Genomic DNA, 14,259 nt, shown 5'->3' on the forward strand with positions numbered 1-14,259 from the left:
GGCGCCAGAACAGGTGGCGCCGGCCTTTGTTTTTAGGGCCTCAACGCATGCAGAGCGGCAATGCCGCCGTCGACGACGAATACTTCGCCGTCACGCATCGCCCTGAACGGCAAGCCATTTTCCCCGAACCAGGCGAGCGCTTTGTCGGCCGCCTTCGCTTCGTCGTGGTCGGAATGGTAATGCGGCACGATCGAGAAATCGACTAGCCCCAGCCCTTCCCAGACGATGTCCGCATCATAACCTTCGGCAATCACATTCGGCTCATCCATTAGCTCGATGCCACGCAGCGTCGGGGTGGCGACGACCGCGCCCGCGCTGAAGCCGCCATAGGCGACGGCATCGGCATCCAGCAAATCGCAGATCACTCCGTCGAAGCCGCTCTGCCGCATGGCGCGGCGGAGCAGGAAAGCATTACCGCCGAGCGCCCAGACGAGGTCGAAGGGCCGCAGGCGTTGGGCCAGCGTCTCGGGCTTGCCGAAATAGTCGCGCAGATCAAGCGGCTCGGCCGTGAAGCCGAGTCCGGCAAATTCCTCGATCGGGCTATAAACGGTCGTCTCGTAGCGCCGGCGGGCCTCCGCTGGAATGAAGTCGAGTGCGTTGCTGATCACCGCAATGCGTTTACCGCCGTGCATCAGTGCGGATAGTTTTTCCACATGGTCGCCGAGTCGGTAGGAGGAGAGGTAGAGCCTCATGACTTGCTCTCGACGCCGCCAAGCAGCCGCTCGGCGATCTGCACCGCGTTGAGTGCCGCGCCCTTCAAGAGCTGGTCGCCGGCAACGAAGATCGCCAGCGTCCTGCCGGACGGATCGCCGATGTCGGTGCGGATGCGACCAACCAGGACGTCGTCTTCGCTGGATGCCTCCGACGGCATCGGGAAGTGATTGCTGGCGCGGTTGTCGACGAGGCGCAGGCCGGGGGCGCCAGACAGCAGATCGCGGGCTTCTTCGGGCGATACCGGCTGGTCGAATTCGATGGAGATCGCCATGGCATGGGCGCGCAGCACCGGCACGCGAACGCAGGTGATGCCGATCGGCAGGGCGGGCACGTCGAGGATGCGGCGGGTCTCCGCCACCACCTTCAGCTCCTCGCCGTTATAGTCGCTCTCCGGGTCCATGTCGGCATTGTGGCTGAAGAGGTTGAAGGCATAAGGGTGCGGCAGCACCTTGGGCACGAAGATCTCGCCCGCGAGATAGGCAGCGGTCGACAGCCGCAGCTCCTCCATCGCCGCAGCCCCTGCGCCGGACGCGGCCTGATAGGTCGAGATGTTCAGCCTGCGGATCGGATGAGCGCGGTGGAGCGGGGCGAGAGCCACCGTAGCAATCGCCGCGACGCAGTTCGGGTTGGCGACGATGCCGCGATGCTGGCGGAGCGCTTCGCCATTCACCTCCGGCACGACCAGCGGCACTGTCTCCTCCATTCGGAAGGCGGAGGAATTGTCGATCACCACGGCGCCGGCCCTAACCGCGATCGGCGCGAAACGCCTGGAAATGCCGCTGCCGGCGGAAAAAAGGGCGATATCGACACCCTTGAAACTCGCCTCCGTCAGTTCCTCGATGACGAGTTCGGCGCCATTGAAGGGAAGCGTCTTGCCGGCCGAGCGCGCCGAGGCTAGCAGTTTCAATCCGCCGAGCGGAAAGTTGCGGGCGGCAAGGCAGTTCAAGAGTTCGACACCGACCGCACCGGTAGCGCCGACGATCGCGACGACTGGCGTTGCGGTCGAAAGGCCAACAGGTTGGCTGGGGGCGAGATTTTCGAGGTTGGTCAGCATTTTTGTCTCTCCTTGGAATTTAGGAGAGAGACAGGGCTATTTGTCACCTTTGAACCCCGTCCGTCTCCGGCGGGGTTTTGAGGATGATGTCGCTGTTACCGCGCACGCACCCAAAAACGCCCCGCGTCAGCGGTCGTTTTGGTGGCGGTTTTGGTCGTCAGGTTTGCGAACATGGTGGCTTGAATAACACGAGCTTGTGGTGTCGCCAAGCCGGCCTTGCCCGGATATTTTGTAGTCACTCTCTCGCCCGATCGGAGAACCGGGCGGGAGAGTGAACAGGCGATTTCTCAAGCGCCGTCTTTGGCGCGATAGGCATCCGGGATCACGAAAATCTCGTCGGCACGGCCGTATCCGCCGTCCTTGACCTCTTCGATCAGCACCATGGTGTGGGGCCGCGCGGCCTCGCTCATGTATTCGACCAGCATCTCGGTCATGCGGTGGACGATCTCTTGCTTCTGGGCCTTGCTGAGTGCGGCTTCTGGCGTCTTGATGTTCACGAATGGCATCGGGTTTTCCTTCAGGTTGATGTTTTGGTGTTTCAGATCATGCCGCCGTTGGCGCGCAGCACCTGGCCGTTGACCCAGCCGCCGTCCGGGCCGGCGAGGAAGGAGACGACGCTGGCGATGTCCTGCGGCTGGCCGAGCCGGCTGAGCGGGATCGTCTTGACGATGTTCCGAACCAGTTCGTCAGACTTGCCGGTCATGAACATCTCGGTTTCGACAGGGCCGGGCGCGATCGCGTTGACGGTGATCCTCCGCCGCCCGAGTTCCTTGGAGGCAACGTGGGTCATCGCTTCGACGGCGGCCTTGGTGGCGGCATAACCGCCATAGGCCGGCCCGTAGACACCGACGACGCTCGACGAGAAGTTGATGATGCGGCCGCCGTCGCGCAGCCGCTTGCCTGCCTCTCGGATGCCGCGGAACGTGCCCATCAGGTTCGTGGCAAGCTGAAATTCGAAAGTCTCGTCGTCCATCTCGGCGAGCGGAGCAAGCCGCATCACACCGGCATTGTTGACGAGGATGTCGGCACCGCCAAAGCTCTGTTCGGCAGCGTCGAACAGGGTTGCGGCAGCGGTCGGGCTGCCGACATCCGCCTGCACCGCGACCGCCTTGCCGCCGCCCGCTTCGATCTGCGCCACCACCTCGTCGGCAGCCTGCCGGCTGGTCGCATAGTTGACGACGACGGCGATGCCGTCTTCAGCGAGGCGGAGCGCGATGGCTCTGCCGATGCCCTTCGAAGCGCCGGTGACGATCGCGACGCGTTGTCCGTTGGTGGTCATGGGATCTCTCCTTGGTTGGTGGCCAGGAGATATTGCTGACACGATCCAAGAACAATTGCCGGTGAATTGACATCAGAATTCGCCTGTGGTGAACAAGGCCATGGATCGCCTCGACCGCATGCAGCTCTTCGTCCGGATTGTCGAACGGCGCAGTTTTTCCGCTGCGGCCGCGGATCTCGGCCTTGCCCGTTCGACCGTCACCGAAGCGGTCAAGCAGCTCGAGGAGGGGATCGGCACGCGGCTGCTTGAGCGGACGACGCGCTATGTCACTCCGACGCTGGACGGCCGGGCCTTCTACGAGCGTTGCCTTGCGATCCTCGCGGAGGTGGACGAGGCGGAGAACATCTTTCGTGACGCGCAGCCGCGCGGCCTGCTGCGGGTCGACGCGCACGGCTTTCTGACCCGCACCTTCCTTTTGCCGCGCCTTCACGAGTTTCTTGACCGCTATCCGCTGCTGGACCTGCAGATCGGCCAGGGCGACCGGCTGGTGGATCTCGTTCGCGAAGGCGTGGACTGCGTCATCCGGGCGGGCGAGATCGACGACAGCGGGCTGATCATGCGCAGGCTCGGAACCATCACCGAAATCACCTGCGCCAGCCGCGCCTATGTCGAGAAACATGGGCTTCCGAAATCACCGGATGCGCTGGAGGGGCATTTCGCCATCGGCTTCCTGTCGTCGCGCACCGGCCAGATCATGCCGCTCGAATTCATGGTCGGCGACGAGGTGCGCTACGTCACCCTTCCAAGCCGGCTGACGGTCAACAATTCCGATACGATGGTCGATCTCGCCCGCCGCGGTTTTGGCCTCATGCAGGCGCCACGCTATCGCCTGCAGCGGGATATCGACGAGGGCGTGCTCGTCGAGGTGCTTGCCGATTTCCCGCCGTCACCGACACCGCTTTCGGCGCTCTATCCGCAGAACCGCCAACTTTCGCCGCGGGTGCGCGTTTTCCTCGACTGGATCGTCAAGGTGTTCGCCGAAGCTGGGCTTTGAGGTGTCTTACGGCCGATAGATCGCCTGCAGCCTGGAAAGATCGGCGATCTTCAGTTCGACGGGATCCATGTCGTCGCGCGAAGGCTTGAACCACGCGACCGCCTCCTGGATGTGCCGGCCATAGGGTTCCGGATACATGCTCAGCCCCATGACCCACTGGCGGACGATTTCGCGGTCCATGCGGCCCGAGGCATAGCGGTCGTGCATGGTCTTGGCGGATGTGGTGAGGTCTTCGACATTCTTCATCAATGTACCGCGGGATTGGGTTCGGGTTCGCCGAAGAAGGAGCGGATGCCGTCGCGCTCGACGGTCGCCAGGAACTCGTCGAAGGCTTCGCGGTCGGTCGGAAACGGCTCTTCCCAGGTGGTGACGTCGTCCTCTTCGGTGATGACTTCCAGCGTCCAGTCGCCCTGGGTGCCGGCAGGGCGGTAGATATCGACCAGCACGGTAATGCCGTCGTCGGTGAATTCGCCGGCGAGTTCGGAATGTTCAGTCTTGGGTGCCTTGGCCATGTCGTATCCGATCGTATAAACGGCTGTCCCGGCGCTGCGGGTCCGGTCCAGTGAGGGAATCGGATACGCAACGATCAAGACGGTCGGGATGGTCCAATACACTGCTTTCTGTTTTCGCTCCACCGTGGATGAGAATGGCTTTTCGGGAATGGGGTGTCGCGGCTGTCGCTTTGCCCCTCATCCGCCTGCCGGCACCTTCTCCCCGTCAGGACGGGGAGAAGGATATGTGCCGCGAGGTCGCAGTTTCGCTCGCCCCGCTTGCGGGGAGAGGGTGCGCCGAGCGAAGCGGAGGCGGGGTGAGGGGCAAGCCGCATATTCGGTTGTCCATGCGCGGGGGAAGTGGCTTCACACTCCTTCATCTTTGCGTGAATCGAGCCTTTCCGCCTTAGTCTCGGCGGGCTTGCCGTCCTAGCTTCGGTGCATGATCACACGCCGCGCAACCCTTCTATCTCTGCCGTTCGCCCTGACCGCCGCCCGCAGCTTCGCCCAAGGCTCGCCCCAGGCGCCAGTTCCGCAGCCGCCGGTGACGCTCGATACCGTGCTCGGCGGCGCGGCGGAGCTGGAGCCGCTGAAGGTCGTGCTCGTCGCCCGCAATGGCGAGATGATCGCCGAACGGGCATTCAACGGCCATTCGGCGAGCGCCTCGACCAACATCAAATCGGCCTCGAAATCGATCATCTCGGCGCTGATGGGCATCGCCATCGACCGCCGGCTGCTCGAGGGGCCGGACCAGAAGATCGCGCCGATCCTGAAGGCCGACCTGCCGGCAAATCCGGACCCGCGCATCCACGCCATCACCGTCGGCAACCTGCTTTCGATGCAGGCGGGGCTCGGGCGGCTGTCGGGGCCGAACTACGGCCGCTGGATCGCGAGCCGCAACTGGGTGAGGTTCACACTCGCCCAGCCGTTCGACGACGATCCCGGCGGCTCGATGCTCTATTCCACCGCCTCGACGCATCTGCTCTCGGCGATCCTCACCAAAGTCGCCAAGAAATCGACGCTGGCGCTGGCGCGCGAATGGCTGGAGCCGGTCGACGGTTTCCGGATCGGGTCCTGGGAACGAGACCGGCAAGGCATCTATTTCGGTGGCAACCAGATGGCAATGACCGCCCGCTCGCTACTGGCCTTCGGAGAACTCTACCGCCGCGGCGGCAAGACGAAGGACGGCCGCCAGGTCGTCTCGAAGGACTGGATCGACCAGTCCTGGACGCCGCGCACCAATTCGCGCTTTTCCGGCGACGGTTACGGATACGGCTGGTTCCTGCGCAATATCGGCGGAGAGGAGGTCAAGTTCGGCTGGGGTTATGGCGGGCAGATGCTCTATATCGTGCCGTCGCTCGGCGTCACCGTGGTGATGACGTCAGACGAAAGTGGCCCCTCGGCCCGCAGCGGTTATCGCGACGACCTACACAACCTGCTTGCCGAAATCATCGGAGCCGTCCGCGTCGTTTGAAGCCAGTTCGTATAAACTTGAACGACCGGACAAACCGAATCGTAACCGCCCAACGCTATTATGCCCGCGTCGCCATTGGGGGTGTTTCATGCTGGATCTGCGGACGATCTATATCGTCTCGGCTATGACCTGCTCGGTCCTGGGCATCGTCCAGATGATCGCCTATTCCAGCGGCCGGTTCGAACGCTGGCTGTTCTGGTGGAGCGCCAGCGGCATCGTCATCGGAGCCGGCCTGTTCAGCGTCGGCCTGCGAAACGTGTTGCCGGACGTCGTCTCGGTCCTGATCGGCAACAACCTGATCCTGGTCGGTTATCTGCTGCTGATCGTCTCCGTCCGTCTTTTCGGCGGCCGTCCGGCGCATTGGGGCCTGAGTTGGCTGATCCTCGCCGTTCTTTCGGCGCCGCTGATCCTCTTGTGGCGAGACGATGCCAGTACTGCGCCGCGCATCGCCATATTTTCGCTCGTCTGCGCTCTCGGCGACCTCCTGGTGATGCTGGAGGGTATTCGCCTCGCACGGCAGGAAAGGCTGCGGTCGGCATGGCTGGTCGCTGCGATCTACCTGCCGACTGCCGCCATCTTTGCAGCGCGCGCCGTTCTGGCGGTGACGGGCTGGATCGGCGAAGGCGGCCTGTTTGCCCCTGGCAACGGCGCCGATGCCTGGCTTGGGCTCTGGGCGGCGCCCTTCCTGGCATTGCGAAGCATCGTCATCAATCTGATGGCGGCCGAACGGGCGGGAAACAAGCTCACCTATCTGGCGGATCGCGACGCCCTAACCGGCGTGCTCAACCGCGGCGGGCTCATGCGTTCCTATGCTGGTCTCGAGCCGGGCCCGATCGCCCTGATGCTTATCGACGTCGACCATTTCAAGCAGATCAACGACACGCATGGGCACGCGGTCGGCGATGAAGTGCTGCGGCGGTTCGCATCCTCCGCGTCTCTGCACCTGCGCAGCCACGACCTCTTCGCGCGGCAGGGCGGCGACGAGTTCGTGATCGTCCTCAAGGGATGCCCGGTCGAAAAGGCCGTCGAGACCGCCCAGAATATCCGCGCCGCCTTTGCCTGTTCACTCGCCGAAATGGCGGACCTTGTCGTGCAACCGACCCTCAGCATCGGCGTGGCGACCGAAATATGCGGCCCCGGCGATCTCGAAACCCTGCTGCAGCGGGCCGACCAGGCGCTTTACGCGCGCAAGCGCAACGGCCGCGACGGCATCGATACGTTCGAGGAAGACCGCCACGCGGCGTGAATGAGGGGATGATTTCGCCGCGGCGAACGGAAATTCCCTTTTCGTTTGAAGCAAATTCCCGTTGAAAGAATTCCCCGGCATCCCCGCCTGCGCCGGCGCGGTTATAGTGGTCGCGTCATAGGGCAGGGGCCGGGTCGCGAACCGGGTCGCATCCCACGGAGAGCATCCGGGCCCGTGATGGTCGTAAAGGTGAGGAAGGCGCCGTCAGGGCGCCGACCGCCGCAAGGTTCAAGTTCCGGATCCAGACCATCCGTTACCTGCCTTTCGGAAAACACCGGAGCGATCGGGCAGGCAGCAAAGCCTGACACCCATACCATTTCATACACGCTGCCTGCCCATCCCCGCATGGACCAGGCCGCGGCGGAGATTTTTCCGCCGCGGTTATTCATGCTGCAAGCTTTCAGGCTGCAATATCGATGACGCCGCAGTCGCCGGCATCGGACGCAAAGGCGACGAGCTTGCCGCTGGCGCTCCAGCTCAATCCGGTAATGCCGCCCTTGCCGGGCCGGCGTAGAAGCGCTTCCTTTGCGTCGGCAAGCCTCACGCCAAGGATCATGCCGTCGATGAAACCGATGGCGAGCACTTCCTCGGCCGGATGGAAGGCCACTGACGTGACCATGATATTGGCGCGGGTGCCGAGTTCCTGCGGCGCCTTGCCCATCGGCCCGTCCTTTGCCGAAAACGGCCAGACGATAGCAGCCGGGGCGCCCGACGAGGCAAGCCACTTGCCCTTCGGCGACCAGGAGAGCGATTTCACCTTGGCCGGATAACCGGTCATCCGCATATGGCGATTTTCGCCCGGCTTGCCGTCGAGCTTCCAGCCGTGCAGGGCGTTTTCCTGCATGGTCGTCACCAGGAAACGTCCGTCGGGCGAGAAGGTGACGGCGTTATGGGCGCCCTTCCATTCGAGATCGACCGGCGGCGCATTGGTGCCGACCCAGTGCAGCGAGACGCCGTTGTAACGGGCGGCAGCGATCCTGAGACCCTTGCCGGCGAAGGCGAGGCCTTCGACGCTGCGCTCTTCGGGAAATTCCTTCAGCGTCCCGTCGCTCTGCTTCACGAAGCTCGATTTGCCATGCGCATAGGCGACCGCATTCTGCGGGCCGCCGGCGACGACGCTGATCCACTTGCGCGGCGCTTCGGCGATCAGGGTTGCCTCGCCATTGCTGCCGATGCGCATCACCTTGCCGTCCTCGCCGCCGGTCAGCAGCGTGGCGCTGAAGGGATCGCGGATGCAGGTCAGCAGACCCTGATGAGCCTCCGTGACCTTCTCGCCGCCATCCAGGCGGTGGATGGTGCCGGCGGCGGTGGCGAAGAATGGGACGTCGCCGAGGAAATGCGCGGCGACGACATGGCCTTCGAGATCAAGCGGTGCAACAGTCGGCATCAGGCAGCATTGCTCCCGGGCATGACGTGGTCCGAAAACCGCTTCACACTTTTCGGCGTCATGCCGCTACCTCACATGCCCTAAAGCTCTTCTCGATCTTGTCGACATCGAGATCGCGGCCGATGAAGACGAGGCGCGATTCGCGCTTTTCGCCGTCTTTCCAAGGCCGCTGGTGATCGCCTTCGACGATCATGTGGACGCCCTGCACGACATAACGTTCCTCGTCGCCCTTGAAGGCGATGATGCCCTTCAGGCGCAGGATGCTCGGGCCGTCCGTCTGGGTGATCTTCTGGATCCAGGGGAAGAACCGTTCCGGGTTCATCTCGCCGCCGCGCAGCGAGATCGACTTCACGGTCACGTCATGGATCGGCGACATTTCGCCGTGGTGATGGTGGTGGTGATCATGGCCGTGATGATCATGGTCATGGTCATGATGGTCGTGATCATGATGATGGTGGTCATGCCCATGGTCATGGTCGCAGTCCGGGCCACAGACATGGTCGTCATGGCCGTGGTCGAGGAAATGCGGATCGTTTTCGAGCGCGCGCTCCAGATTGAAGGCGCCCTGATCGAGCACGCGGGCGAGATCGACGCCGGAACGGGTGGTCTTGTAGACGCGCGCGGTCGGGTTGATGGCGCGCACCACGTCTTCGATGATCGCCAGTTCTTCCGGGGAAACGAGGTCGGTCTTGTTGATGACGACGACATCGGCAAAGGCGATCTGGTCTTCGGCTTCGCGGCTGTCCTTCAGGCGCAGCGGCAGGTGTTTTGCATCGACGAGTGCCACGACCGCGTCGAGCTCGGTCTTGGCGCGCACGTCGTCATCCATGAAAAAGGTTTGGGCGACCGGCACCGGATCGGCAAGGCCGGTGGTCTCGACGATGATGCCGTCGAAGCGGCCCGGGCGGCGCATCAGGCCCTCGACGACGCGGATCAGGTCGCCGCGCACGGTGCAGCAAACGCAGCCATTGTTCATTTCGTAGATCTCTTCGTCCGACTCGACGATCAGGTCGTTGTCGATGCCGATCTCGCCGAACTCGTTGACGATGACCGCGTATTTCTTGCCATGGCTTTCGGAGAGAATGCGGTTGAGGAGCGTCGTCTTGCCGGCGCCGAGATAACCGGTGAGCACGGTGACGGGAACGGGCTTGACGGTGGCTGTTTCGGTCATGAAAACCTCGAGGACTTGAGAGCGCCCGATCGGCGCGGAAGCTTTGTTCGTCTCATATAAGGGCAAGCCGGGACGAGTTCAAAGGGTTTGTATGTTATAAGATCACATCGAGATTGCGACCGATGCCGGGTGATCTTATTGCTCACGCTGACGGCGTCGCGATTGCAGACACCACGTCCGTTCTGGCGAAGTCCTGTCCGACATAGAGAAGCGGACAATTGAATTCCTTGGCCGTCGCATAAGCGAAGCAATCGCCGAAATTGAGCGAAGCCTTGTGAAAGCCTTTGCCGAACAGAGCGTAAGCGGCCGCAGCCCGTTCTGCTCTTACAACATCCAGTTCGATGATGGTAATGGGAAGCCGGTCAATCAGGTTGGTAAGACCAGCCAGGCATTTCTTTCCACGAGCCACGATCAGTGCTTCGGTGAGAGTGGCGGCGTTGAGGAGGACCTTCGATTCCCTCGTGAGCACCTCTTGGCAGTCAAAGGCACCAATTTCATTCTTGACGATGGCGATCAACGCTGACGTGTCGACCACAATCATGCCGGCAGGCCATCGTCACCATAGAGAAAATCCTGGCTTCGCTCCGCGGGTACGTCGTTGCCATCGGGTGCAGGCGCCATTGCTCTGATCTCTTCGATCAGCGCTCTGCGTTGATCACGCGTCAGTTCCGGCTCAATGGGTACAAGCCTTGCAATCTTATGACCTCTTCGCGTGAGAACAACATCTTCTCCAGCCTCCGCGCGATGAAGGAGTTCAGTCAGACTTGCTTTGGCTTCACTCACTGAAATTTCCACGATGTGCTCCGTTGGACCAATTAGATAGTCCAACTATACGCTCGTCATGCCGTCGATTCAACTATCCTTTAATGTTCCCACATCAAACCGCGCCACATCCTCCAGCAGTTCGATAATCCCCTTCACAGCATGCGCGACCAGCATCTCACCGCGTTCCGCCGTCGCAGCAGCCGCATTGCCGGCGACGCCCTTGGGGTTGAGGTCGGACATCTTCCAGCCGAAGGCGTGCGGGCCATAGGCGCGCAGATGCCTGAAGTCGCGGGAAAAGTCCGATTGGCGGGAGGGGAAATTTTCGGCCCTGGCCATGTCGACCCGGTCCGGATGGAGCGCCAGCATCACGGACGTCTCGATGTCTCCGCCGTGGATGTCGACGGCCTTGTCTTCCGGGGCGATCCAGCCGGCAGGCTGCCCGAAGCGGGTCCAGCTTGTGGCGACGACCAGCATGCCAAACCGCACCCGGGCCTCGGTCGCGACGATGGTCATGAGCGGCGAATTGCCGCCATGGGCGTTGAGCAGCACCAGCTTGCCGATGCCCTTGGCGTGAAGGTCGGCGGCAATGCCGAGCCAGCGGTAAACGGCTTCATCGAAGCCAAGCGTCTTCGTACCGGCGACATCCATATGCTCAATCGAATAACCAATCGGCTCCGTGGGCAGGAACGTCACCGGCAGGTGGGCAGGCAGGGCAGGGATCAGGCGGGCGACGAGGCCCTCGGCGATGAGCGTGTCGGTCTCGAACGGCAGGTGCGGTCCGTGCTGCTCGTGGGCGCCGAGCGGCAGGACGGCGATCCAGTCTCGCCTTTCTGTGGACGCAAGTGTCGTATCATTGTCATGATAGCGTGGCGAAGGGTGCGACATCTGGCGGTGGTTTCCCGGTTTCGATATGGATAGCGCGCCACAGATATAACGGCTACTTCTTTAGGGCAAAACGGGCGGAGCGAATGAGCAAGAAGAAGGGCGATAAAAAAGCCAAGTCCGGCAAGAAGAAGGAACTGGAAGGCCTTTCGGCCACCGACCTTGCGCCGGCGATCACCCAGGCCGCCCGCTCCATGCGCACAGCACTCAGCCGCAGCCTCGGCGAAAGCGGGCTTTATGCCGGCCAGGACGGCGTCATCCTGATCCTTGCGGAAGAAGACGGCATGACCCCCGGCCAGCTCGCCATACGGCTCGGCGTCAAGGCCCCGACCATGACCCGCACGATCGGCCGCATGGAAGCTCAAGGATTTCTCGAACGCCGCGCCGACGGCACCGACGGGCGCCTTACCAAGGTGCATCTGACGGAAGCCGGATTGCAGACCGTCGAACAGATCGGCCGCTCGGTCTCCGAGTGCGGTTCGATCGCCGCAAAAGGCCTCTCCGACAAGGAGATCCGCACGCTCCTTAAGCTCCTCAAGACCATCGAACAAAATCTTCAGTCGGAGTCCTCCGACGACAGGGGCTGATTTCCCTCCAGATTTTCTGCCGTCACAGGATTGTCGCACGGAATTAAATTGTTTATTTAAAGTTTAATTCGAGCATCGGATAGCGATGCCGGCCATTGCGGGTGGGGGAAATGGCGCAAAAGATCAAGTTGTCGACGATTGGCGAGAGCCTTGGTCTTTCAACTGCCACGATATCGCTCGCGCTGCGCGACAGCCCGCTCGTGGCGGCCGATACCCGGGAAAAAATCAAGGAACAGGCAAGAGCCCTCGGTTATATCTACAATCGCCGCGCAGCCAGCCTGCGCACCTCGCGTTCTGGCATTATCGGCGTCGTGGTGCACGACATCATGAACCCGTTCTACGGGGAAATCCTCAAAGCGATCGAAAGCGAGCTCGATCGCAGCCGCCATACATTCATCCTTTCCAACCATTACGATTCGGTCGAAAAACAGCGCACCTTCATCGAAACGCTGCTGCAGCTCGGCGGTGACGGGGTGATCATGTCGCCGGCGATCGGCACGCCGATCGAGGACATGAGGCTTGCCGAGGAGAACGGCATGCCGGCCATCCTCGTTGCCCGTTCGATGGAAGGCGTCGAACTGCCGACCTATCGCGGCGACGACAGCTACGGCATCTCGCTTGCTACCAATCATCTGATTGGCCTCGGGCATCGGGTGATCGCGATGATCGGCGGCACGGACCAGACGTCGACCGGCCGAGACCGCTACCAGGGTTATGTCAACGCGCTGCGCAAGGCGGGCATCGAGGTCGATCCGAACCTGCGCCTCCCCGGTCCGCGTTCGAAGCAGGGCGGGTTCGAGGCGGCTGTGCATTTCCTCTCCCTGCCACAGAAGCCGACAGCTGCGGTCTGCTGGAACGATCTGGTGGCGATCGGCCTGATGAACGGCATTGCCCGCGCCGGGCTGTTGCCCGGCCACGATATCTCCGTCACCGGTTACGACGATCTCGAAGAGGCTTCGATCGCGACGCCGGCGCTGACGACGGTGTGGAACGGCCAGACGGAAGTCGGCCGGCTTGCGGCGCGCGCCCTGCTCGACCGCCTCGCCGGCAGCCACGAGCCTGATGGCATCCATCTGATCAAGCCGGAAATGCGCATCCGCCAGTCGACCGGAGTGCACCGGCCAAGGGTTTAGGTCGCGACGGGTGCCGCCGTCTCCGGCCACAGAAAGAGCGCTATCCGATTGACGAACAGCACCAGGCATGCGGCGAAGACGGTCGCGTAGAGCCGGTCCCACAATGTGGCGGCCGTCAGAACTTGATCGGCCGTGCCCATGGCCATCATCATCAGCGGCGTCATGACGATCGAATAGGCGAGATAGTTCCTGGCCCGCAGGAATGGCCGGCAGCCGCCAAGAACGGCGATGCTGAGCACATCCGCCCAGGCGGGCAGAGCCAGGAATGAAAGCAGGCCTGCGCAGCAGACGCCGAAGATGACACCGATCACCCTTTGCGTCGTCTTCCGCGGCATGCGCTCCGGCCGGCGCTCGACCAGCAGCACAAGCGTCAGCGCCGCCCAGTGAACGTCGTGGGAGGGAAAAAGCGCGTGCGCGAGCAAAACAGCGCCGAGACTGAGGACCAGCCGGATCGGATATTGCCAGCCGGCCCATTCTCCCAGCGAGCGTTTCAGCCGATTGAACTTTTGCCTGGCGGTCGGGGCACGGTTGGCTTCGACCGGCTTTTCTTCAGGCATGCGGATGCGATCGACGACGGCGGACATGCCGATGTGCAGGATCGCCGCGAAGAGCGCGCCGCTCATGACGACGGCAAAGATCAGCAGCGGATCGGCACTCGTCGTTGCCACGATGCCGCCCACCATGATGAGATAGAAGACGAACCGCATCGACGCGGCCACCATCGCCCGGTCGAACCCGCCGACGATGCCGGCGATCGTCGCCAGCAAAAGCATCGCTGCCTGGCCTGCCATGCCCAGGCGGCCGACGAGGCAGGCAAGCCCTGCGGCAATCGCCAGCGTGGCGAAGGCAGCACCCGCACTGCCGGCTTGCACCTTCAACTTGCCATGCGCTACGGTTCCGCTCATCGCCATGCCGCCTACGAGGCCGAGGCCCATGTGATGGCCCTTTGCGACCAGCAGTGCCGGCACGGCCATGGCAAGCGCCGAAACGACGATCTCGATCGCCGTCACTTCTTTTTCCGTCGACCAGCGAAAGGCTTCGGCAACGTGATTGAATGTCTTTTCCATCCGCCATCCCTCGGG

17 protein-coding genes are annotated in these 14,259 nt (G+C 62.6%); 5 read left to right on the top strand and 12 right to left on the bottom strand.

Features of this window, described 5'->3' with window-relative positions; all coding sequences use genetic code 11:
- Positions 1-32 precede the first annotated feature (32 nt).
- The 4 genes from MOV63_RS10475 to MOV63_RS10490 all read right to left on the bottom strand — a co-directional run bounded on the left by MOV63_RS10475 (position 33) and on the right by MOV63_RS10490 (position 3,047).
- Positions 33-692: a Type 1 glutamine amidotransferase-like domain-containing protein gene (locus tag MOV63_RS10475; RefSeq protein WP_247033645.1), complete on the bottom strand. Its 660-nt coding sequence runs from the start codon at positions 690-692 to the stop codon at positions 33-35.
- Positions 689-1,768 (bottom strand): aspartate-semialdehyde dehydrogenase, encoded by a 1,080-nt coding sequence (locus tag MOV63_RS10480; protein ID WP_247033647.1) that lies wholly within the window; start codon positions 1,766-1,768, stop codon positions 689-691. Before MOV63_RS10480 ends, MOV63_RS10475 begins: the two co-directional genes overlap by 4 nt.
- Positions 1,769-2,055: 287 nt before the next feature.
- Positions 2,056-2,274 (bottom strand): 4-oxalocrotonate tautomerase family protein, encoded by a 219-nt coding sequence (locus MOV63_RS10485; protein WP_038545310.1) that lies wholly within the window; start codon positions 2,272-2,274, stop codon positions 2,056-2,058.
- A 32-nt stretch (positions 2,275-2,306) separates the two neighbouring features.
- On the bottom strand, positions 2,307-3,047 hold the full coding sequence (locus tag MOV63_RS10490; protein WP_247033648.1) for an SDR family oxidoreductase: 741 nt from the start codon (positions 3,045-3,047) through the stop codon (positions 2,307-2,309).
- A gap of 100 nt (positions 3,048-3,147) precedes the next feature.
- Between MOV63_RS10490 and MOV63_RS10495 the strand changes: the two genes are divergently transcribed.
- Entirely contained in the window at positions 3,148-4,041 is an 894-nt protein-coding gene (locus MOV63_RS10495; protein ID WP_247033708.1) for a LysR family transcriptional regulator, read from the top strand.
- Between the two features lie 6 nt (positions 4,042-4,047).
- On the opposite strand, the gene MOV63_RS10500 is transcribed toward MOV63_RS10495, so the two are convergent.
- Complete coding sequence (locus MOV63_RS10500; RefSeq protein ID WP_247033649.1) at positions 4,048-4,287, bottom strand: hypothetical protein; 240 nt, start codon at positions 4,285-4,287, stop codon at positions 4,048-4,050.
- On the bottom strand, positions 4,287-4,553 hold the full coding sequence (locus MOV63_RS10505; protein WP_037077316.1) for a hypothetical protein: 267 nt from the start codon (positions 4,551-4,553) through the stop codon (positions 4,287-4,289). The genes MOV63_RS10500 and MOV63_RS10505 overlap by 1 nt, the downstream gene beginning before the upstream one ends.
- A 421-nt stretch (positions 4,554-4,974) precedes the next feature.
- Between MOV63_RS10505 and MOV63_RS10510 the strand changes: the two genes are divergently transcribed.
- Positions 4,975-6,006, top strand: coding sequence for a serine hydrolase (locus tag MOV63_RS10510; RefSeq protein WP_247033650.1), 1,032 nt, complete (start codon positions 4,975-4,977; stop codon positions 6,004-6,006).
- 88 nt (positions 6,007-6,094) lie between these two features.
- On the top strand, positions 6,095-7,252 hold the full coding sequence (locus MOV63_RS10515; RefSeq protein WP_247033651.1) for a diguanylate cyclase: 1,158 nt from the start codon (positions 6,095-6,097) through the stop codon (positions 7,250-7,252).
- Positions 7,253-7,652: 400 nt separating this feature from the next.
- On the opposite strand, the gene MOV63_RS10520 is transcribed toward MOV63_RS10515, so the two are convergent.
- The 5 genes from MOV63_RS10520 to MOV63_RS10540 form a co-directional block, all read right to left on the bottom strand.
- Positions 7,653-8,639 carry a WD40 repeat domain-containing protein gene (locus MOV63_RS10520; RefSeq protein ID WP_105428565.1) on the bottom strand — a complete coding sequence of 329 codons (987 nt, stop codon included), beginning with the start codon at positions 8,637-8,639 and terminating at the stop codon, positions 7,653-7,655.
- A gap of 58 nt (positions 8,640-8,697) precedes the next feature.
- Complete coding sequence (locus MOV63_RS10525) at positions 8,698-9,810, bottom strand: GTP-binding protein (protein ID WP_247033653.1); 1,113 nt, start codon at positions 9,808-9,810, stop codon at positions 8,698-8,700.
- A gap of 142 nt (positions 9,811-9,952) precedes the next feature.
- The gene (locus MOV63_RS10530; RefSeq protein WP_038545288.1) at positions 9,953-10,351 is read right to left on the bottom strand and encodes a type II toxin-antitoxin system VapC family toxin; all 399 of its coding nucleotides are present in this window, start codon (positions 10,349-10,351) and stop codon (positions 9,953-9,955) included.
- Complete coding sequence (locus MOV63_RS10535) at positions 10,348-10,605, bottom strand: type II toxin-antitoxin system Phd/YefM family antitoxin (protein WP_038589646.1); 258 nt, start codon at positions 10,603-10,605, stop codon at positions 10,348-10,350. Before MOV63_RS10535 ends, MOV63_RS10530 begins: the two co-directional genes overlap by 4 nt.
- Positions 10,606-10,662: 57 nt before the next feature.
- Positions 10,663-11,460 carry a creatininase family protein gene (locus tag MOV63_RS10540; protein WP_247033655.1) on the bottom strand — a complete coding sequence of 266 codons (798 nt, stop codon included), beginning with the start codon at positions 11,458-11,460 and terminating at the stop codon, positions 10,663-10,665.
- Positions 11,461-11,543: 83 nt separating this feature from the next.
- Between MOV63_RS10540 and MOV63_RS10545 the strand changes: the two genes are divergently transcribed.
- Together MOV63_RS10545 and MOV63_RS10550 are read left to right on the top strand one after the other, a co-directional pair.
- Positions 11,544-12,044, top strand: a complete 501-nt coding sequence (locus tag MOV63_RS10545; protein ID WP_247033657.1) for a MarR family winged helix-turn-helix transcriptional regulator — start codon at positions 11,544-11,546, stop codon at positions 12,042-12,044.
- 110 nt (positions 12,045-12,154) lie between these two features.
- A complete protein-coding gene (locus MOV63_RS10550; protein ID WP_247033659.1) occupies positions 12,155-13,177 on the top strand; it encodes a LacI family DNA-binding transcriptional regulator in 1,023 nt (340 codons plus the stop codon).
- Here MOV63_RS10550 and MOV63_RS10555 read toward each other — a convergent pair.
- The gene (locus MOV63_RS10555; RefSeq protein ID WP_247033660.1) at positions 13,174-14,244 is read right to left on the bottom strand and encodes an FUSC family protein; all 1,071 of its coding nucleotides are present in this window, start codon (positions 14,242-14,244) and stop codon (positions 13,174-13,176) included. The two genes, MOV63_RS10550 and MOV63_RS10555, sit on opposite strands and share 4 nt — an antisense overlap.
- Positions 14,245-14,259 lie beyond the last annotated feature (15 nt).

This window comes from Neorhizobium sp. SHOUNA12A (assembly GCF_023006505.1).
Lineage (GTDB): Bacteria > Pseudomonadota > Alphaproteobacteria > Rhizobiales > Rhizobiaceae > Neorhizobium.

Coding starts and splice junctions, on each gene's coding strand:
- MOV63_RS10480 (WP_247033647.1), bottom strand. CDS start 1,768: ATGCTGACCAACCTCGAAAATCTCGCCCCCAGCCAACCTGTTGGCCTT.
- MOV63_RS10495 (WP_247033708.1), top strand. CDS start 3,148: ATGGATCGCCTCGACCGCATGCAGCTCTTCGTCCGGATTGTCGAACGG.
- MOV63_RS10510 (WP_247033650.1), top strand. CDS start 4,975: ATGATCACACGCCGCGCAACCCTTCTATCTCTGCCGTTCGCCCTGACC.
- MOV63_RS10520 (WP_105428565.1), bottom strand. CDS start 8,639: ATGCCGACTGTTGCACCGCTTGATCTCGAAGGCCATGTCGTCGCCGCG.
- MOV63_RS10490 (WP_247033648.1), bottom strand. CDS start 3,047: ATGACCACCAACGGACAACGCGTCGCGATCGTCACCGGCGCTTCGAAG.
- MOV63_RS10540 (WP_247033655.1), bottom strand. CDS start 11,460: ATGTCGCACCCTTCGCCACGCTATCATGACAATGATACGACACTTGCG.
- MOV63_RS10525 (WP_247033653.1), bottom strand. CDS start 9,810: ATGACCGAAACAGCCACCGTCAAGCCCGTTCCCGTCACCGTGCTCACC.
- MOV63_RS10515 (WP_247033651.1), top strand. CDS start 6,095: ATGCTGGATCTGCGGACGATCTATATCGTCTCGGCTATGACCTGCTCG.
- MOV63_RS10530 (WP_038545288.1), bottom strand. CDS start 10,351: ATGATTGTGGTCGACACGTCAGCGTTGATCGCCATCGTCAAGAATGAA.
- MOV63_RS10555 (WP_247033660.1), bottom strand. CDS start 14,244: ATGGAAAAGACATTCAATCACGTTGCCGAAGCCTTTCGCTGGTCGACG.
- MOV63_RS10550 (WP_247033659.1), top strand. CDS start 12,155: ATGGCGCAAAAGATCAAGTTGTCGACGATTGGCGAGAGCCTTGGTCTT.
- MOV63_RS10505 (WP_037077316.1), bottom strand. CDS start 4,553: ATGGCCAAGGCACCCAAGACTGAACATTCCGAACTCGCCGGCGAATTC.
- MOV63_RS10485 (WP_038545310.1), bottom strand. CDS start 2,274: ATGCCATTCGTGAACATCAAGACGCCAGAAGCCGCACTCAGCAAGGCC.
- MOV63_RS10545 (WP_247033657.1), top strand. CDS start 11,544: ATGAGCAAGAAGAAGGGCGATAAAAAAGCCAAGTCCGGCAAGAAGAAG.
- MOV63_RS10500 (WP_247033649.1), bottom strand. CDS start 4,287: ATGAAGAATGTCGAAGACCTCACCACATCCGCCAAGACCATGCACGAC.
- MOV63_RS10475 (WP_247033645.1), bottom strand. CDS start 692: ATGAGGCTCTACCTCTCCTCCTACCGACTCGGCGACCATGTGGAAAAA.